The 20,681-nt window shown below is 62.8% G+C and carries 8 protein-coding genes; 6 read left to right on the top strand and 2 right to left on the bottom strand.

Annotation, left to right across the window (positions count from 1 at the left end; genetic code table 11):
• Positions 1-4: 4 nt before the first annotated feature.
• The gene (gene rtxA, locus WJM78_RS14615) at positions 5-13,402 is read left to right on the top strand and encodes an MARTX multifunctional-autoprocessing repeats-in-toxin holotoxin RtxA (protein ID WP_339010108.1); all 13,398 of its coding nucleotides are present in this window, start codon (positions 5-7) and stop codon (positions 13,400-13,402) included.
• A gap of 334 nt (positions 13,403-13,736) precedes the next feature.
• Here the strand turns inward: rtxA and rimO are convergent, their stop codons facing one another.
• Positions 13,737-15,065 carry a 30S ribosomal protein S12 methylthiotransferase RimO gene (rimO, locus tag WJM78_RS14610; protein WP_042038615.1) on the bottom strand — a complete coding sequence of 443 codons (1,329 nt, stop codon included), beginning with the start codon at positions 15,063-15,065 and terminating at the stop codon, positions 13,737-13,739.
• A 284-nt stretch (positions 15,066-15,349) separates the two neighbouring features.
• Between rimO and WJM78_RS14605 the strand changes: the two genes are divergently transcribed.
• Entirely contained in the window at positions 15,350-16,441 is a 1,092-nt protein-coding gene (locus tag WJM78_RS14605; RefSeq protein WP_042038617.1) for an HD domain-containing phosphohydrolase, read from the top strand.
• Between the two features lie 93 nt (positions 16,442-16,534).
• Here WJM78_RS14605 and WJM78_RS14600 read toward each other — a convergent pair whose 3' ends face one another.
• Positions 16,535-16,666, bottom strand: coding sequence for a hypothetical protein (locus WJM78_RS14600; protein WP_339015993.1), 132 nt, complete (start codon positions 16,664-16,666; stop codon positions 16,535-16,537).
• A gap of 218 nt (positions 16,667-16,884) precedes the next feature.
• On the opposite strand from WJM78_RS14600, the gene WJM78_RS14595 reads away from it, so the two are divergent.
• The 4 genes from WJM78_RS14595 (at position 16,885) to arsB (ending at position 20,648) form a co-directional block, all read left to right on the top strand.
• Positions 16,885-17,253 carry an ArsR/SmtB family transcription factor gene (locus WJM78_RS14595; protein ID WP_339010105.1) on the top strand — a complete coding sequence of 123 codons (369 nt, stop codon included), beginning with the start codon at positions 16,885-16,887 and terminating at the stop codon, positions 17,251-17,253.
• A 4-nt stretch (positions 17,254-17,257) separates the two neighbouring features.
• Positions 17,258-17,626, top strand: a complete 369-nt coding sequence (gene arsD, locus WJM78_RS14590) for an arsenite efflux transporter metallochaperone ArsD (RefSeq protein WP_339010102.1) — start codon at positions 17,258-17,260, stop codon at positions 17,624-17,626.
• A 60-nt stretch (positions 17,627-17,686) separates the two neighbouring features.
• Positions 17,687-19,450, top strand: a complete 1,764-nt coding sequence (arsA, locus tag WJM78_RS14585) for an arsenical pump-driving ATPase (protein ID WP_339010101.1) — start codon at positions 17,687-17,689, stop codon at positions 19,448-19,450.
• A 133-nt stretch (positions 19,451-19,583) separates the two neighbouring features.
• Positions 19,584-20,648, top strand: a complete 1,065-nt coding sequence (gene arsB, locus WJM78_RS14580) for an ACR3 family arsenite efflux transporter (RefSeq protein ID WP_339010100.1) — start codon at positions 19,584-19,586, stop codon at positions 20,646-20,648.
• Positions 20,649-20,681: the final 33 nt, after the last annotated feature.

Raw genomic sequence — 20,681 nt, 5'->3', positions numbered from 1 at the left:
ATACATGGGACAGAGTGTATGGAGAAGTATTGAGTACTTCTTTACCGGTAATTACACGGCAGATGATGGCAATAATGACATCGATGCCGTTGGCTTTGGCGGCGTCATCCGTGCCTATGGCGGTGACGATACGATCAAAATCGGCTCTATTGGCGCCACCGTCTATACCGGCACGGGGAATGACAGCGTGTACGGCGGCGCCGCCTACCTCAAGGTGGTCGACGAATCCGGCAATCTGACCGTCAAGGGGGCAGCGGGCTATGCGGACATCAGCAAGTCCGAGTCGGGCAATATCCATTTTGCCGGTGCCAGCGGTGGCACCAACATTGATCACCAGGGGCGCGAGGGCGACATCCGCTATCAGGGGGCGGCCTTTGCCAACTTCCTGACCCGCAAGGGGATCAGTGGCAACGTGAGTTTTGAGGGGGCCGGCGGTTACAACAAGCTCTGGCACCAGACAGACAGGGGCGATTTGACCTTCAGCGGTGCCGGGGCGGCCAACCAGATAGATCGTACCTGGTACAGCCAGTATCAGGGATCGCGCGGCAACATCAGCTTCCATGGCGCCGGCGCGGCCAATATCATCAGCTCCCAGGTGGAATCCGGCAACCTATCCCTGAACGGGGCCGGGGCCTACAACAAGGTGTTTCGCAAGGGACGCGAGGGAGATGTCACCTTCAACGGCGCCGGCGGCTGGAACGAGATCTCCCGTCTGCGCCATGAGCATGATGCCTATCTGCAGACCCGTGGCGACATCCGTTTCATCGGCGGTGGGGGTTACAACCGGCTGTTGTCCGATGTCGCCGAGGGTAACATTCACTTCAAGGGGGCCGGGGGATACAACCACCTCTCCCGCCAGGGGGCGGGCAGCGACAGCTCTCCTTTTGCCGGCGCCCGCGCTGACGAGATTGTGCTGACCACGGCCACCATGGGCGGCAGCTGGATCAACCAGTCCCACGCCGTCACGGCCATCAAGTCCAGCCTGCAACCCAATACCTACCTGTTTGCCTTCTTCGACGGCATGTATACCAAGGTCAACCGGATCACGCTCTCCAACGAGGGCGAGCACGGTGCCCTGCGCTATCTCTCCACCTCCTGGTACAAGGAGGGTAACCAGCTCGAAGGGCTTGCCAGCCAGCAGATTGACGATCACCACGGCTTCATCTCGACCCAAACCGATGGCGCCTACCGGCTGAGCGATCTGGTGTTTGAGCGGCGCCAGCGCATCAAGCTGGATGCGGTGGAAGCGGATCTGACCGAAAACAGCTGGATCAACTACGGCGGTGGCGTGAACGTGGCGGCCGCCGACGTGACACTCTCCAGCGCCAAGATGAGTGGCTACGCCATTTTTGAAGATGGCACCAAGGTCGATGTGAGCGCGATCACATCCCGGGTGCAGGCCAACACCTATGTGTTTGCCAAGCAGCTTGGCCCCTACACCAAGATAGTGGTGGTGGAGCTTGCCAATGACCAGGAGACAGGGGCGCTCAAGTATCTGTCCAAGGCCTGGTACAAGGAGGGAAACCATCTGGCAGGGTTGGCCAATCAGGTCATCTCTGAGCGTACCGGCTTTACCTCCATGGGCAAGGGGAGCTACTCCCTGAGCGAGGTGCACTATCAACTCGATACTGTGACTGCGGTATCGGATCGCCTGCCTGCCACCCGGGAGTTCTCCAGCCAGCTGTTGCTGCCCCGTCAGCAAGACGGCGGCAACAGCAAGGGGGACATCTTCTTCGACGGTGCCGGTGCCGGCAACGTCATCGAGTCCGACGTGACCGAGGGCAACATTCACTTCAATGGCACCGGGGCGGCCAACGTGCTGATCAAACGCGGTCAGCGTGGCGATCTGGTGTTCCGTGGTGCCGGCCTTGCCAACGTACTGGTGCATCAGGGGGCGCAGGGGAAGATGGATGTCTATGCCGCCGGTGCGGCCAACGTGCTGGTACGCAGCGGGGATGGGGAGTACCTGGCCCGCCTGCTGGCCTATGGCAACATCTCGGTGCAGCAGGGACGTGGCGACAGCCAGGTCGTGATGCTGGGCGGCTACAACACCCACACCCAGATCGGCGATGGCAATGGTCTCTGGCTGGCCGGCGGTGGGGCAAACGTGCTGACCCAGGCCGGTGAGGGGCAGCTTGATGCCATGCTGGTCGGCGGCGCCAACGTGCTGACCAAGCTGGGTGCCGGCCAGCTGACCGCCGGACTGTTGGGGGGCGCCAATGTGCTGACCCACATCAGCCAGGGGGACGAGGCAGCCGATACCCGCGCCGTGTTGCTGGGGGGCGCCAACGTGCTCACCAAGCAGGGCAACGGCAAGGTGCAGGCCATTCTGGGGGGCGGTGTGAATGTGCTGACCCAGATTGGCCGGGGTGATACCCAGGCGCTGCTGCTGGGGGCTGCCAACGTGCTGACCCGGGTCGGTGACGGCGATCTCTCTGCCGTGATGCTGGGGGCGGGCAACGTGCTGACCCATGTCGGCGATGGCGCAACCCTGGGGGTCATGGGGGCCGCTGGCAACCTGTTCACCAAGGTGGGCGATGGCACGGCCATTGCCGCCATGATAGGCGCAGGCAACCTGTTTACCCAGATAGGCAAAGGCGACGCCTGGGCCCTGATGGGCGGGGTGGCCAACGTCTTCACCAAGGTGGGGGATGGCAATGCCCTGGCGCTGATGGTGGCCAAGGCCAACGTCTTCACCCATGTCGGTGACGGCCTGACCGTCGCCCTGATGCTGGCCCAGGGCAACCTGGCGACCAAGGTGGGCAACGGCATGACGCTGGCCGCTATGGTGGGCAATGCCAATGTCTTCACCCATGTCGGCCGGGGCGAGACCTTTGCTGCCATGTTGGGGCAGGCGAACCTGATGACCAAGGTGGGGGATGGCCTGACCGCCGCGCTGATGATTGGCAAGGCCAACGTCTACAGCCACATCGGCAACGGCACCAGCCTGGGGCTGTTCGCCGGTGAGCTGAACGTGATGACCAAGGTGGGCGATGGCACTACCCTGGCGGCCCTGTTTGGCAAGGCCAACATAGTGACCCATGTGGGCAGCGGTCTGACCGGGGTACTGGCGCTGGGCAAGGCGAACATCATCACCAAGGTCGGGGATGACTTCCTCGGCGTCCTCGCCAAGGCCGATGCCAACGTGTTGACCCACGTGGGCAATGGCACCACGGCCGCCGTGTTGTGGGGCAAGGGCAATCTGCTGACCAAGGTAGGTGACGGCACCACTGTGGGCCTGCTCATCTCCGAGGTGGGCAATGTCATGACCCATGTCGGCGCTGGCAGCACCATAGGCCTGGCCAAGGGCCGGGCAAACCTGATCACCAAGGTGGGTGACGGACTGGTGGTGCAGGGGGCCTGGGGGGAGGCGAACCTGCTGACCCAGGTCGGTGACGGCGACCGTTACAGCTTTGCCAAGGGCCGTGCCAACGTGCTGACCCAGGTCGGCGATGGCCGCGAGCTGGCGGTGCTGCAAGGGGAAGCCAACCTGGTCACCCAGGTCGGCGACGGTGAAAGTTACACCGGTGCCTGGGGTCGCGCCAACATCATCACCAAGGTGGGGGATGGCCGTCAGGTCGTGCTGGCCAAGGGGGATGCGAACATAGTCACCCAGGTGGGGGATGGCGAGAGCTACCAGGCGCTGCTCGGCAAGGCCAACGTCGTCACCCGGGTGGGCGACGGCATCCAGGTTACCCTCGCCAAGGGGGAGCTCAACCAGACCACCACAGTGGGGGATGGCCTGAGCGTCACCGCCGCCTACGGCAAGTTCAACAACAACATCAAGGTCGGCGATGGCAGCTCCATCAACCTGGCCTGGGGTGATTACAACCTCAACACCAAGGTGGGGGATGGGCTCAACGTCGCTGTCATGAAGGGTAAGGGCAATGCCAATATCCAGATTGGCGACGGGCTCGACGTTACGGCGGCCTATGCCCGCCACAACGTGGCCATCAAGATAGGCAATGGCGACTTCTACAGCCTGGCCCTCGCCAGCAGCAACACCAGCAGCAACAAGCTCGGCACCCTGTTTGACAACATCAAGCAGAGCCTGCTCGGTGCGGCAGGCAACCAGGCTATCAACTATCTGGTACAGGGCGATGAAGAGGGCCCGCTCAAGGCGCCATCAGCGGCCAGTTTGGGGGATGTACAGGCCCTGAGCGGCTTTGGTCTGGACGTGATTGGCGAGGTGAAATCCTCGCTGGCGAGCGGCCTGACCGGCCAGGTGAGCCAGACTGGCGAGCGGGATGAGCAAGCCATGGACAAGGGGTTGCAGCTCGATGAGCAAGGCCTTGCCAGAGGCGGCGAAAACCTCATCGTCAACGGCGATTTCGAACAGGGCGCCCACGGCTGGCAGCATGCCGGTGAGGGGATCGAAGCAGAGCATTCCGCCACCGCCTACGGGTTGGCTACCGAGGGGCACGGCGCTCGCGTCAGCGAACTCTCTACCGACCGAAACACCCAAATTTCCCAGGATCTTGTCGGCCTCAAGGCGGGCGAGACTGTCACTCTGAACTTCGATTTTGCCCGTCGGGCCAACATCTCGCTGCAGCACGGCATCGAGGTGCTGTGGAACGGCGAGCGGGTGTTTGCCAGCACGGGCGACGCCGACAGCTGGCAGACCAAACAGTTGACCCTGACTGCTCGCGCGGGCAGCAATACCCTGGCGTTTAGCGGCACGGGGGAGAACAACGGCTTTGGCTACCTGCTCGACAACGTGGTCGCCACGGCGGCTGGCAAGGCCGAGATCGGCCAGGTTAGCGCGCAGCTGGTGGAAGATGGCAACGCTGCCCGGGCCCAAGCCGATCGGGCGAGTGCCGATGCCGACAAACAGCGACTGGAGCAGGAGAAGGCGCAGCAGCTCGCCGCCATCTCGGGCGCTCAGGCCCAGTTGGACGCCACCGACGAGGGCAAGCTGGCAACGAATGGTCAGGCGCAGCGTACCGCCATCGAGGCAGAAGCGCGCGACATCACGGCCCAGCTCGACACCCTGGCCCGCCAGTTTGAACCGCTCAAGCAGCCCGAAGCGGCCACCATCCCGTCCGGCCAGCACTGGCGCCATGGTTTTGCCGACCGCTTGCTAACCGATCTACAAGGCGACCTGGAAAAGGCCAGTGGCACGGCAGGTGAGGCGATCGCGGATGCCAGATCCCGCCGTGAGCAGCAGAGCCAGCAGGTCGATGCCGCCCTGGCCCAGTCCAAATCTGGCCAGCAGCGCAGCGAGCAGTTGCAGGGCGAGGCCCGGGCGCAGGGGCAAAGCCGGACCGAGCAGGCCGAGCAGCGTCGTCTCGATGCCCTGACCCGCGATGCCGATGCCCGGCAGCGGCAGCAAGAGGGCGAGTCGAGCGCCAGCAAGGCGCAGGCCGCAGGCGAGCAGGCGAGCAGCCAGGCCAGTCAGCAGGCAACACAAGCCAGGCAGAATGCGGCAAGCCTGAAACAAAGCGGCGACAAGCCGAGCCATCAGGGAGTGAACAACGGCCAGAGCCCGATTGCGGCACCCCGGCTGCCGCAGGCCGGTGAGCTTGATGTGCCGAATGCCACCGGCTTGTCGACCGATGCTGCGGCCAGCGCCCAGCCATCTGCCATCGATGCCGCCAATGGCGTGAGTGAACAGGAGCAATCCGCGCTCGATGGCGCCTTGGCTGCGGTCAATCGTCTCCAGATCAATGCCGGGCTTCGGGCTCATGGCACGCCCGCCATTACCCTGCCCGGCATGGTTGGTGAGCGCGAGGCGGACACCACTACTGTGGCGGCGAGCCATGCGTCTTCGCGCCGCAGCGCCGAGCAGGGCCTGTCCGGGGTCTCCCTGGCCGGGCTGGGGAGCCCTGTGCGAGGCCCGGCCGTAGCCGTCCCCGAGACCGCCGGTTTTGCCTTCGAGCTGCTCAAGCGCGAAGATAACGACTTCATCGACTCCACCCGTCGCCAGCTGGGTAAGCTCTCGACCGACTTGCCAAGCGAGCGACTCAAGGCGGTACGAGAGGCCGTGGTACGGGTGCAGCAACAGCCATCGGAGGCGAATCTGGGGCTGTTGGAGCAAAGCCTGTCCCAGTGGCAGGCACGTGACCCCAAAGAGTTTGCCCAGCGCGGTGAGCTGGTGACGGCGCTGCGCTTCGAGGTCGCCTCCTTGCAGAGCCACACCTTCGCCTTCAGGGCCAAGGCTGCCGGTGTGTATGGTCTGGCACTGCCGCCGGAACAGACAGCCCGCTTTGAACATCAGCTGCTGTTCGACGGCATAGGCCGGATCACCGGCGCTGTGGGGGAGTTGAGTGCCGCCGACATCGCCCGGGTGACCGAGCTCAGCATTCGTCCGCTCACCGACACCAACTCTAACGCCGAGCGGCAGGCACCCCGTACCGAACATGACAGTCTGATCGCGTTTGCCCATCAGCTGGGTCAGTTCGACACGCCGCAAACCCGCTTGCTGGCCGACGAGGTCAAGGCGATCTGGTTCTCTGGCGAGGTGAATGGTCCTCGCACCATTACCTTGTTTGAGACCGCCAGCAAGACGCTGGGCGATCAGCCGCAGCTGCAGGTACTGGCACAAGCCTTGCTGGCCGATGCGAACAAGAGCAAGGCGACCGGCCAGTACATAGACAACCTGTTTGGCCGTCGTTTCGACTCTGAGATTGCCCATGCGCTGGTGACCTCACCGTCGCAGGCGGCGATCGATACCTCTGCGCAACTGGGCGCCAGGCTGGTGAAGGAGTTTGGCGACTGGATCCAGACACTGCAGCTGGATGAGGCCACCCAGAGCCAGCGCATCGACAAGAAGATGGCGGCATTCGCCGAGGCCATCAAGAAGGACACCCGTCCCTGGTTCAGCCGGGTGCCCAGCCTGACCGATTTTCTGGCCGAGCCGAATCTGGCCACCTTCAAGCAGATGATGACCCGGGTCGACAACGGCTTCGATGTCATCAAGGTGCCCTTCCTGGCTGTGAAGATGGCCACCCATCCCGAGCTCGGCATGGACACGGCCGACTGGAAGAGAGAGGGGGATCGCTTCTATGGCAGCGTCATTACCAAGGCGCGCTCGACCAGCACCGAGATCGCCTCTGCCAAGGACGGTTTGCTGCAAGTCGACTTGCCGGGTCGCACCACCAGTGACTACGGCACAGGTCTGCACTACCAGCCTGCCGGGGAAAAGTACGACGACTTCCTGAGCGGGCGCAGCGTGGCCGATGGCCGCATACTGACGCCGGGCAAGGAGACCACCTTCGAGCGCAACGCGCTGGACAAAGGCTTGCCCGTGGTGACCGGGGCCTCCGGTTCCACCAACATCATGGTGCACCTGAACAACTACCTGGCGGCGAAAGAGCCGGGCTACTCCCCGAGTCAGGCCTACCTCAACACCCTTACCTTCCTGGTATTCGATGGCGGCCACTCGGTGAACGAGAGTCTGGCGGTCTATCAGGCGTTGCAGGCGAGCGGGGATGCGCGCAAGCAGGTGCTGGAGAGTTACACCGCCAACTACCGGGATCTGGTGATGCTGGCGGGGGATGCCGGCAAGGCGGCGGTGCAGGATGCCCTCGATCGTGCCTTTGGCCGCACCCTCGATTTTTATCAGCAACACGCCCACTCGGCGCAGCTGGCTGAGCTGGCCGCACTCGGGTCGCCGCGCAAGGTCACTGCCCCGGTCGATGTGGTTGAACCCGTATCATCCGGCAAGCCCGTCTCCATGGAGAGCGACGGCTCGGCACCGGTAGACAGGCAGTCGCTCAACCCCCTGACCCGGTTCCTTAACGACAACCTGTATGGCACCCGGGATGAGCGTCGCCAGGTGGATGAGATGACCCGGCAGTTGCTCGACCATGCGGTGAGCAAGGGGGAGGCTGCACAGGTGACCCTGCAAGGGGAGGCTGGCCGTCTGTCGGGTTATCTGCACAAGGGTGCCTCTCGTGACGGTCAGGGGCAGAAAAACCAGCCTGGCGCCAGTCCCGAGGTGGTGCTGTTCCTGCACGGCTCGGGCTCTTCTGCCGAGGAGCAGGCCGATGCCGTTCGCAGTCATTACCAGAAGCAGGGCATCGACATGCTGGCAGTCAACCTGCGCGGCTACGGGGCCAGCGATGGCGGCCCCAGCGAACAGGGGGTCTATCAGGATGCCCGCACCATGTTCCGCTATCTGGTGGAAGAGCGGGGCGTGGCACCGGACAAGATCCTGATCCACGGCTACTCCATGGGCGGCCCCATCGCCGCCGATCTGGCCCGTTATGCCGCCGAGCAGGGCAAGCCGGTGGGTGGTCTCTTGCTCGATCGTCCCATGCCCAGCATGAGCAAGGCGATCACTGCCCATGAGCTGCCCAATCCGGGCGGTCTGGTCGGGGCGATCGCCAAGGCGGTCAACGGGCGCTTCTCGGTTGAGAAAAACCTCGACGGCCTGCCCAAGAGCACGCCCATCATGCTGCTGACCGATAACGAAGGGCTTGGCAGCGAGGGTGAAAAACTGCGGGCCAAGCTGGCCGTGGCCGGGTATCAGGTCAGCGGTGAGCAGACCTTCTATGGCCATCTGGCCAGCAACCGGCTGATGGGCCAGTACGCCGGGCAGATAGTCGGCGATCTGTTCAACCGCAAGAGTGGCATCGATTTTTCAACCATCTCTCGCCCGGATGAACTGAAAAAAGCCGCCCAGGTGTTTGCCAAGCCGATTGGCGAATCTTATCAGGGGATCCTGGATCAGCTCACCGTGCTGCACAGTGCGACCGGGCAGGCGCAGGTGGAGGCCGCATTGCGGTTGAACAACCTGATCGACGGCTATCTGGCCAGGCACGAGAGCTCCGGCAGAAACCCGGCGCTGAGCCAGTTGCAGAGCCAGCTCAATGGCAGTCTCTATCGCGGTGAGCTGGCGTCATTGCAAGCCGATGTCGCGGCACTGGCAACGCGTCGCCCCGATCTGGCGGCCCTCGTCATCGGCAAGGCTGCCGAGGAGGCGAATGGCAAGCATCCGGGTCTCACCCAGATGCTGCTGCGCTGGGCGGCAGAAGATCCCTATCTGGCGGTCAAGGGGGGATACCAGGGGCAGGCGCCTGCGGATCTGCCGTTTGATGCCAGCTTTCATGTCGTGCTCGGCGAGCAGTATGACGAGCTGAAAAGGTGGCTGGCAGACGCCCAGTCGAAGGGGCTGCTGAGCAAGGCCGTGCTGGACGAGACCGGCAAGGTGCTGCACCTGGGCTACTCCTATCAGGAGTTGCAGGACATGACGGGGGATCAGTCTGCCCAGATGACTGTCTACTTCATCAAGGAGGCAGCCAAGCAGGCTGCGCCCGGCTCCGAGCTCTCTGCCGAGATGATCATGCTGGACCAGTTTGCCGACCGCCGCTATCTCGGCGAGCTGGAGTCACGCCGCCTCGAGCAGGTTGAGAATATCTATCACAGCAGCAAGCAGACAGACGTGGCGGCCTGGGATGCCCGCTATGCCGGGAATGCCCTGCGGGATCTGAACGATCAGGTGGCACAGGAGAGCACGCTGGCGGGGCAGCTGTCACGCCTGCTGGAGAACCGTAACGGCCTGTTGATCGGGGAAACCCATGGCAGCGACGTCAATGGTCTGCGCTTCGTCAACGAGCAGATGGATGCCCTCAAGGCGCAGGGGGTGACCGTCATCGGTCTGGAGCACTTGCGCGGTGAGCTGGCACAGCCGCTGATCGACCGCTATCTGGCGGGGGGAGAGATGTCCCCCGAGCTGGCAACCATGCTGAAAACCAAGCATCTGGATCTCTCCCTGTTCGAGCGAGCGCGAGAGAAAGGGCTGCGGATTGTGGCGCTGGATGATGGCAGCACGGCAAGGCCCGCGATTGCCGGGACTGAGCACGGCCTCATGTATCGCGCCGGGGCGGCCAACAACGTCGCCGTCGACGTGTTGGGCAAGTTGCCGGCTGGCGAGAAGTTCGTCGCCATCTACGGCAGCGCGCACCTGGCTTCCCACAAGGGGATCGAAGGCTTTGTGCCCGGTATTACCCACCGTCTGGGGCTGCCCGCCCTGAAGGTGGATGCAGACAACCGCTTGCACCTGCAGGAGGATGACACCCGCCAGCGGGTCGAGTACGGCGATGTCGCCAGGAAATGGACGCCGGTGGCGGGCCTAGACGGTGCGGATCAGCCGGTACGCAACCAGCAGGTTACCCAGTGGCAGCCGCTTGAGGTGACACCGGGCCGCCAGGGGGGGGAGACCCGCTTCGATGGCCAGATCATCATCCAGACCGAAGATGATCCGGTTGCCGCCAAAGCGGCGGCCAGTCTGGCGGGCAAGCACCCCGACCACAGCGTGGTGATGCAGTTGGATGCGGATGGCAACTATCGGCTGGTGTATGGCGATCCTGCGCAGCTGGCTGGCAATATTCGCTGGCAGGTGGTGGGTCACGGTCGCGACGGTGACGAGCAGAACAACAGCCGACTCAGTGGCTACAGTGCCGATGAGCTGGCCGGGCGTCTGCGCCGGTTTGGCGATCGCCTGCAAGAGGCGGGGGTGGCGAGCAAGCCGAGCTACGTCAGTCTGGTGGGTTGCTCCCTGATGAGCGACGATCAGCAGACCGGTTTTGCGAGTCGCTTCATCAAGGCATTGAAAAATGAGGGGATAAGCGCCCAGGTATCGGCCCGCAGCAGTGAGGTGGCGGTCGATCTGGCTGGTCGCAAGCACACCCGTGGTGAAGATGATGTCTGGGCCCGCAAGGTGGCTGGCAACAAGGTGGTGCTGACCCTCAACGAAGCCGGCGAGCCTGTGGCGCACACCGAGCTGGTGCGCGGCGGCGTGGCCGAAGGGGATATCGATCTGGCCAAGGTGGGCCGGGGTGATGGCGAGCGCCGCGCCCGCGGTGCCATCGCCGACAACGACGAAACCTTCGTCGCCCCCGAAAAACAGCGTCAGCCTGAGCCTGCTGCGGAAAGGACCGACAATGCCGTCAGCTACTCCGGCAATATTCAGGTCAACGTGGGGGATGGCGAGTTCACCGCTATCAACTGGGGTACCAGCAACCTGGGTGTCAAAGTGGGTACGGGGGGCATGAAGTCGCTGGCCTTCGGCGACAACAACGTCATGGTGCACATCGGGGATGGCGACAGCAAACACAGCCTGGACATTGCCGGTTACCGGGCGTTGGAGGGGGCCCAGCTGTTCGTGGGTCAACGCAACGTCAGCTTCAACCTGGGGCGCAGCAACGATCTCATCGTGATGCTGGAGAAATCCATCCCCACGCCGCCCATGGTCAACCCCTTTGGCGGGGCGGCCCGCATCGCCGGTGCCCTGCAGCAGATTGCCGGTGATGGCTCCCAGCCGGACTGGGTTGTCAGCCAGTGGGAGCAGTGGACCCTGGCCGGGGCCGACAAGTTCGTGGCGGACATGGCCGGGCTGGATCAGACCAGCAGCGTCAAGTACGGCTCGCTCACGGCGCTCGATAGCGACCATGAGCGCAGCAGTCGCGGCCTCAAGAGCGATCTGGAAGCAACCCTCAACAAGGCGTTCAACAAGCGCATTTCTGGCGGTGGTCAGGGCGAACAGGGACCTCTGAGCCGGGCGGACAAGCTGCGCCAGGCCAACGAGAAGCTGGCGTTCAACTTCGCAGTTGCCGGGCAGGGGGCCGATATCCAGGTCACCACGGGCAACTGGAACTTTGTGTTTGGTGACAATATCCAGGCGATTCTGGACACCAACCTGGGCTCCCTGTTCGGGATCCTGACCCAGGAGTTCACGTCGACCGGGCAGGCCAAGACCACCTTTACCTTCACTCCGACCGATCTGCCGCGCCAGTTGCAAAACCGGCTGCTGGGCCGACTGGCCGGGGTCGGTGCCGACACCACGCTGGCGGATATTTTCGGGGTGGATTACAACGCCCGGGGCCAGCTGATGGCGCGCGATGGCGCGGCCATCGATGCGCCTGCGCTGTTGCAGGAGATGCTGGGGGTCATCGCCGAATTTGGTGGTGATCAGCTCAAGAGCCTGACCGATCCTGCCAAGTGGCTCGACAGCCTCAAGGCCGGGCTGGATCTCGGCACAGATGCCCTCGGCGATTTTGCCCGCACCCACGGCTTGCAGGCGGCGGCGCCCGAGGAGGCCAAACCCGGTGAGGTGACGGTGCAGCAAGGGGAGGGCCAAGCCAAGGCCGCTACCCAGCCGGCCGCCACACAGGAGAAGGCGTTCGGTTTCAATGCCCTCAACATGCCGAACCTGTTTGCAACCCTGTTCAACGGCGACAAGCAGGCGGAGATCAAGGCGCTGGCCAGCAACCTCAAGCAGAACCTGACGGCGGACTTGCTCAACATGGAGGAGCAGACCTTCGACTTCTTGCGCAGCAGTGGTCACCTGCAGGGGGATGGCGACATGCACGTCTCCCTTGGCAACTACAACTTCAACTGGGGGGGAGACGGCAAGGATCTGGGGGCTTACCTCGGTGACAACAACAACTTCTGGGGTGGGCGCGGGGACGATGTCTTCTATGCCACCGGTACCTCCAATATCTTCACCGGCGGTGCCGGTCAGGACACTGGCATCATGATGGGACGGGAGAACATGATGTTTGGCGGGCAGGGTGACGATGTCGCCGTGCTGGCTGGCCGTGTCAACCGCGCCTTCATGGGCGAGGGCAACGATCAGGTCTTCATCTTCGGGGAAGAGGGGATAGTGGAAGGGGGTGCAGGCCAGGACTATCTGGTCACCTCCGGTAACTACAACCAGATCGATGCCGGTGCGGATCAGGACTTTGTGGTGACCATAGGCCATCACAACCAGATCCGGCTGGGTGAGGGGGATGACGTTGCCATTGTGTTTGGCAACCACAACCGCCTGCTGGCGGAGCATGGCAACAATCAGGTCAAGCTGATGGGTTATCACGCCACCATCCGGGGCGGTGACGGCCGGGATCGACTGATCGCCGACCGGGTCGCCAAGTTCAGTCAGCTCGATGGTGGCGACGGCGATGATCTGCTGGTGCTGGGCGGTTATCAGAACCGCTTCAGTGGCGGCACCGGCGTTGACAGTTTCGTGTTCAGTGGCGAGGTGATAGAGAACCTGGTGCAGGACATCGGCAAGGAGGATTTCATCGTCTTTAACGACGTCAGCTGGCGGGATCTCTGGTTCAAGCGCAGCGGCTACGACTTGCAACTGCTGGTCAACCGTCACACCGACGGGGCGAGCGAGCAGGGCAAGTTCGAGCAACTGGGCTGCGCCACCTTCAGCAACTACTTCGCTGACAACCGGGCCCAGCTGGTCATAGGCCTTGGCGAACAGCAGGCAGAGGGCGAGCGCGCCTACACTGCGCTCTCGCACCATGCGGTCGACAGCCTGATCCAGGCCATGAGCAGCTTCGCGCCCGAAGCGGGCGACATGGGACTGATCAATCGCCTCGACAGCCAGGCCAACAGCCTGGTGCAGTCTGCCTGGGGGGATGTGATACAGGGCCGGGCGCGCGTCGCCTGAGCGACCTGAAGCTAATCCAATGACATGCAAAACCTGCTCTTCGGAGCAGGTTTTTTTATGGGAAAACAGTGGGAGTGAGCCGCCTTGCCGGTGAATGGGTGGAGGCTGCCGAGCTCAAGGTCCGTGAAATGGCGATATTTCCCGAGTACGAAAATTGGTTAGGTGGGGTATATGTCGTTGAAAAAGTGCGCAGTCCTGGTGACGCCAGGCGCGCAGTTTGCGCCCCGCTTCAGCGCGCATAACCATTTTGTGCGATCAATAAAAAAGCCAGTCAGGGTCACTGACTGGCTTTTTATCGGCGCCTGCCGGGCAGGCGCCGTCACCGACAACAGGCTTAGCCTACCAGGCTGGCCCACAGGTCGTATTCGTCCGCCTCATCGATGCGAACCTTGACCAGATCGCCGGGTTTGAGGCCGGTTTCACCGTTGAGGTAGACCAGACCGTCGATCTCCGGTGCATCGGCGGCGGAGCGACCGGTGGCACCCTCTTCGTCCACCTCGTCGATCAACACCAGCATCTCCTTGCCAACCTTGCGGGCCAGCTTGCGGATGGAGACCTGCTGTTGCAGCTCCATGAAACGCTGGAAGCGCTCTTCCTGAACCTCTTCCGGTACCGGATCCGGCAGCTCGTTGGCTTTGGCGCCTTCGACCGGGCTGTATTTGAAGCAGCCGACCCTGTCCAGCTCCGCCTTGTCGATGAAGTCCAGCAGCATCTGGAACTCTTCTTCGGTCTCGCCGGGGAAGCCGACGATGAAGGTGGAGCGCAGGGTGATCTCGGGGCAGATCTCGCGCCACTTCTGGATCCGCTCCAGGGTGCGCTCGACAGTACCGGGGCGCTTCATCAGTTTCAGGATGCGCGGACTGGCGTGTTGCAGCGGGATGTCGAGGTAGGGCAGCACCTTGCCATCGCGCATCAGCGGGATGACGTCATCCACGTGCGGGTAGGGGTAGACGTAGTGCAGGCGTACCCAGATGTCGAGCTTGGCCAGCTCTTCGCACAGGGCCACCATGCTGGTCTTGACCGGCATGCCGTCGTAGAAACCGGTGCGGTGCTTCACATCGACGCCATAGGCGGAGGTATCCTGGGAGATCACCAGTATCTCTTTGACGCCCGCCTCTTTCAGGCGCTTGGCTTCGGCCAGCACGTCGCCGATGGGGCGGCTCACCAGATCCCCGCGCATGGAGGGGATGATGCAGAAGGTGCAGCGGTGGTTGCAGCCTTCGGAAATCTTCAGATAGGCGTAGTGACGCGGGGTCAGCTTGACGCCGTGGGCCGGCACCAGACTGGTGAAGGGGTTGTGAGTGGGCTTCTCCACATATTTGTGGACGTGACCCAACACCTCTTCGTAGGCGTGGGGGCCGGTGATCTCGAGCACCTTGGGGTGGATCTCGCGGATCTGGTTCTCTTTGGCGCCGAGGCAACCGGTGACGATTACCTTGCCGTTCTCGGCCAGCGCTTCGCCGATCGCTTCCAGCGACTCTTGCACCGCGCTGTCGATAAAGCCGCAGGTGTTGACGACGACCAGCTCGGCATCGTCATAGCTGGGCACCACGTCGTACCCTTCGGTACGCAACTGGGTCAGGATGCGTTCTGAATCGACCAGGTTTTTGGGGCAACCCAAGGAGACGAATCCTACTTTGGGGGCCTGTTTTGTGTTGGACATCGCTCAATCACTCTTAGGTGGCTCTTCTTTTAGGGCGCGGATTTTACCGGAATGGTTAACCAAAAACTATACAGCCAGCACGGCAGAACCGAACAATATCTCTGGCGGGGCAAGATTGCCTGGGGGTGACCTCAGTCACGACGCCACTTTGGGGGTATCTCTTTGGGGCAGAGCGAACTGTCTACCCGATCACATTTTGTTGAGTTTTCAGTTAACAAGATGGGAGCTGGTTGGTGGGCTTCATTATACTCCCATTAGGCAGGCTCACCAGCAGGGAGAACGGGATGGATAGCTCATTTGGCGAGAGAATGCAGAATGTGCACGCCACGCTCAGGCAACGTTTTGACAAGGTGAGCCGGGTGGCCATCGCTATCTATGACCAGCACACGGATCGGCTCAAGACCTTTGCCCACAGCACCGAGGGGAGATCCCCCCTGATGCAGTACGAGGTCAAGTTGAGCGAGGTGCCCTCTCTGCGCTATCTGGCCGAACATCAGCAACCCAGGGTACTCGACAGCCTTGACTCTCTGCTGGGCTCGAGCTCGGAGCACAGCCGCAAACTGCTGGAAGCGGGGTATGCCTCCAGCTATACCGAGCCGCTGCTGTTTAACAGCAGGCTGTTTGGCTTTCTGTTTTGCGATGCGATGGAGCCGGGTTACTTCAACGAGCCCATTCGCAGCGAGCTGTCAGCCTATGCCCAGGTGCTGTCGGCCATCATGGCGGTGGAATTTTTCTCCATTCAGACCCTTGGCGGTGCGCTGATTACGGCGCGGGAGTTCAGCCGCTATCGGGATGAGGAGACCGCCAACCATCTGCACCGGATGTCTGCCTACTCCCGGCTGATCGCCAAGACGTTGGCCCCCACCTGCGGCCTGAGCGACGAGGAGGTGGAGTTTATCTATCTCTTCTCCGGGCTGCATGACATCGGCAAGATTGCGGTGCCGGACGCCATCCTGCTCAAGCCGGGCCAGCTGACGCCGGAAGAGTTCGAGATCATGAAGACTCACCCCGGCAAGGGGCGGGAGATGATCAGCCTGATGATCAACGAGTTTGGCCTCGATGGCATTCACCACACCGATATGCTGACCAATATCATCGCCAGCCATCACGAGCGCTTTGATGGCACGGGCTATCCGCAAGGGCTGGCGGGGGAGGCCATCCCGCTGGAGGCGCGCATCGTGACGGTGGCCGATGTGTTCGATGCGCTGACCAGCGAGCGCCCCTACAAGCAGCCCTGGCCGTTCGAGACGGCGTTTGCCTATCTTGAGGCGCATGCCGGCAGCCAGTTCGATCCCGCCTGTGTCGAGGCGGCGCTTCGCAACAAGGAGGCGTTTCGCGTCATCCATCAGCAGTATCAGGATCTCGCCACCCAATAGGATGTGGCCATTGCGCCCCCCTCGCTCAAGCCTGTTATCCGCCCTATCCGCAAGCCGCCGGTCACGGCACTCCTCACCTGCCTGGGCAGGGGATCAGTAGCAGCTGTGACGCGGGCTTTCCTCCTTGCTCTGGCTCAGACAGTCCACACAGTAGCGAGCTTTTTTCAGTATGTTGGCCAGGGTCTGACGGGAGATGTTCATTACCCCGGCGGCCAGCTGCTGCATGGGGGCTCCTGATTGGCATATGCAAGCTAAGGGAAGATGTGACTCGGGTACATGATCGGTGGATCTGAACGAGAAGCGCAAACAGCGCCAGCGTATCCCCTGATGCCAGGAAGCATGGCGAAAGGGGGAGTTCATCCGTCGATCCAGGCTTGTAACTTGATCATTTCAATGTTTCTTGTATAGTTGAAATTATGAATCTGAGAGCGAAGGTGAACAGCATGAACAAAGAGACGGCCACCAAGGTGTTTGAATCGCTCGCCTCCGGCATTCGGCTGGATGTGTGGCGGCTGCTGGTCAAGGCTGGGCTGGATGGGCGGGTCGCAGGCGAACTGGCCAGCGAGCTCAATATCGCCCCCAATACCCTCTCGTTTCACCTCAAGGCCATGCTCAATGCCGGCCTGTTGTCGGTGGCGCAAGAGGGGCGTTTTCTGCGCTACCGCGCCAACATTCCCCTGATGCTGGATTTGATCGGTTATCTCACCGAGGAGTGCTGCGCCGGTCACCCCGAGGCGTGCGGCGTGATGCGCGCCGAGTCCACCTGTTCCCCCCATGTTCTGCCTGCGCAGTCCTGCTGCAACAAGGAGTAATGCCATGTCAGCCATTCAGGTTTTTGATCCCGCTCTCTGCTGCTCCAGCGGTGTCTGCGGCACCGAGGTCGATCAGGCATTGGTCACCTTTGCCGCCGACGTGGCTTGGGCCAAGGAGCAGGGGGTTGCCATCGAGCGCTTCAATCTGGCCCAGCAACCCATGCAGTTTGCCGAGACCCCGGCCGTTAGCGCCTTTCTGACTCATGCCGGGGAGGAGGGATTGCCGCTGGTGCTGGTGGAGGGGCAGGTGGTGTTGACCGGCCGCTACCCGAGCCGCAGCGAGCTGGCCCGCTATGGGGGTCTGCCCGTGCCGCAGGCGGCGATCAAGGGGATCGTCAAGGGCGGCTGCTGCTCCGGCAGCGGTTGCTGTTGATCCCCTGAGTCAAACCAGATCGCCCAGCCGGGCTAGCCACTCTGTCGACAGGAGTTCGTCATGTTTCAGTTTCTGACCGATCCGCCCCCCTTTCTCTTTTTCACCGGCAAGGGCGGGGTGGGCAAGACCTCGCTGGCCTGCGCCAGTGCGGTGGCCCTCTGTGATGCCGGCAAGCGGGTGCTGCTGGTGAGTACCGATCCCGCCTCCAACGTGGGGCAGGTGTTTGCCACCGAGATTGGCAATCGCGTCACCGCCATCGCCGCTGTGCCCGGCTTGTCGGCGCTGGAGATAGATCCCCCTGCGGCGGCCAAGGCTTATCGGGAGCGGATCGTCGGGCCGGTGCGGGGCAAGTTGCTCGAGAGCGTGGTGCACAGCATAGAAGAGCAGCTCTCCGGCGCTTGCACCACTGAAATTGCCGCCTTTGACGAGTTCACCGCCCTGCTCACTGACCAGGGGCTGCGCTCGGAATATGATCACATCGTGTTCGATACCGCCCCCACCGGCCACACCATCCGGTTGCTGCAACTGCCGGGGGCCTGGAGCGAATTTCTCGAGCAGGGCAAGGGGGATGCCTCCTGCCTTGGTCCGCTGGCGGGGCTGGCTAAGCAGCGCAGCCAGTATGCCGAGGCGGTTGCCGCATTGGCAGACGGGAAACAGACCCGACTGGTCTTGGTGGCCCGCGCCCAACACTCAACCCTGCGCGAAGTGGCCCGCACTCACGAGGAGCTGGCCGCCATCGGTTTGTTAAACCAGCAGTTGGTGATCAATGGCCTCTTTCCCGAGGACGCCATTGCCGGTGACTCGCTCGCCTTGGCCCTCTGGCAGCGTGAGCAACAGGCCCTTGCCCAGATGCCGCAGGGGATCAAGGGGCTGGCGCAGGATCATATCCCGTTGCTGGCTACCAATCTGGTGGGGGTCGAGAGCCTGCGCCAACTGCTGCAACCAGCGGCGATGGCCGAGCTATCCCCTGTTGCACCATCCTGTATCCAGCATGAGCAGCCTGCGCTGGGGTCGCTGGTGGACGAGCTGGCCGCCGATGGCCACGGCCTTATCATGCTGATGGGCAAGGGCGGGGTGGGCAAGACCACGCTGGCGGCCGCCGTGGCGGTGGAGCTGGCCAGCCGCGGCCTGCCGGTGCACCTCACCACCTCGGATCCTGCCGCGCACCTGAGCGAGACGCTGGCAGGCGCCTTGCCTCATCTTGAGGTGAGCCGCATCGACCCCCACGCCGAGACCGGGCGTTACCGCGCCCAGGTGCTGGCCACCAAGGGGGCCGCGCTGGACGAGCAGGGGCGGGCACTGCTGGAGGAGGACTTGCGCTCCCCCTGCACCGAGGAGATCGCCGTGTTTCAGGCCTTCTCGCGCATCATCCGCGAGGCGGGCAAGCGCTTCGTGGTGATGGATACCGCCCCCACCGGCCACACCCTGCTGCTGCTCGACGCCACCGGCGCCTACCACAGGGAGATAGCTCGCCAGATGGGCGGCAAGGGGATGCACTTCACCACGCCCATGATGCAGTTGCAGGACCCCAAGCAGACCAAGGTGCTGATCGTTACCCTGCCCGAGCCCACGCCAGTGCAGGAGGCGGCAACTCTGCAAGCCGATCTGCGCCGCGCCGGCATCGAGCCCTGGGGCTGGCTTATCAACCACAGCTTGCAGCAAGCTGCGGTCAGCTCGCCGCTGCTGCAACTGCGGGCCGAGCGTCAGTTACCCCATATCGAGGCGGTCGAGCAGCAGCATGCCAGCCGCTACGCCGTGGTGCCGCTGCTCGCCGAGGAGCCGGTGGGGCCCGATGCCCTGCGCCGCCTCTGCCAGCACCACTGAATTGCCGCCCCGGCCCGCTGTCGGGGCGGCTTGGCTATGCCGTTAACTTGTTATGAACCCGTGTTTTTAACCTTTTTTGAACCTTGTTTTGAACAAATGTGAGATGCGGGATTGCGCCGTATCGGGAGCTGTGATGTCTGCAATATGTGATGCCAAGGCAGTGCCTGCCATCGGCTTTTTTGAACGTTATCTGACCGCCTGGGTCGCCCTCTGCATTGTGGTGGGGATTGGCCTCGGGCAGGGGTTGCCGGATCTGTTCAAGGCGATCGGTGCCATGGAGGTGGCCAAGGTCAACCTGCCGGTGGGGCTGCTTATCTGGGTGATGATCATCCCCATGCTGCTCAAGATCGACTTTGGCGCCCTGCATCAGGTGAAGGGCCATATGAAGGGAATTGGCGTCACCCTCTTTATCAACTGGCTGGTCAAGCCCTTCTCCATGGCCTTCCTCGGCTGGCTCTTTATCCGCGTGCTGTTTGCCGACTGGCTGCCGGCGGATCAGCTTGACAGCTACGTGGCGGGGCTGATCCTGCTGGCGGCGGCCCCCTGCACCGCCATGGTGTTTGTCTGGAGTCGCCTCACCAGCGGCGATCCCTACTTCACCCTGTCGCAGGTGGCGGTGAACGACCTCATCATGGTGTTTGCTTTCGCGCCGCTGGTGGCGCTGCTGCTCGGGGTCTCCAGCATCATAGTGCCGTGGGATACCCTGCTCACCTCTGTGGTGCTCTATATCGTCATTCCGGTCATCATTGCCCAGCTGCTGCGCAAGGCGTTGCTGCGAAAGGGGCAGGCCAGTTTCGATGGTGTCATGACCCGTATCCAACCCTGGTCGGTGGCGGCCCTTTTGCTCACCCTGGTGCTGCTGTTCGCCTTTCAGGGCAACGCCATCATAGAGCAGCCGCTGGTTATCGCCCTGTTGGCGGTACCGATCCTGATCCAGGTGCTGTTCAACTCGGGATTGGCTTACTGGCTCAACCGCAAGGTGGGGGAGAAGCACTCGGTTGCCGGCCCCTCTGCCCTGATCGGTGCCTCCAACTTCTTCGAGCTGGCGGTGGCCGCCGCCATCAGCCTGTTCGGCTTTCACTCTGGCGCCGCGCTCGCCACCGTAGTCGGCGTGCTGATCGAGGTGCCTGTCATGCTGCTGGTGGTGCGCGTCGTCAACGCCAGCAAACCCTGGTACGAAGCGGGGCTGAGCCGTTAACTGATGGCCGTTAACAGATGGCCGCTAACTGAT

It is taken from the genome of Aeromonas popoffii, from assembly GCF_037818705.1.
Lineage (GTDB): Bacteria > Pseudomonadota > Gammaproteobacteria > Enterobacterales > Aeromonadaceae > Aeromonas > Aeromonas popoffii.
The sequence above is the reverse complement of the archived record's forward strand: the minus strand, read 5'-3'. Positions and strand labels throughout refer to the sequence as shown.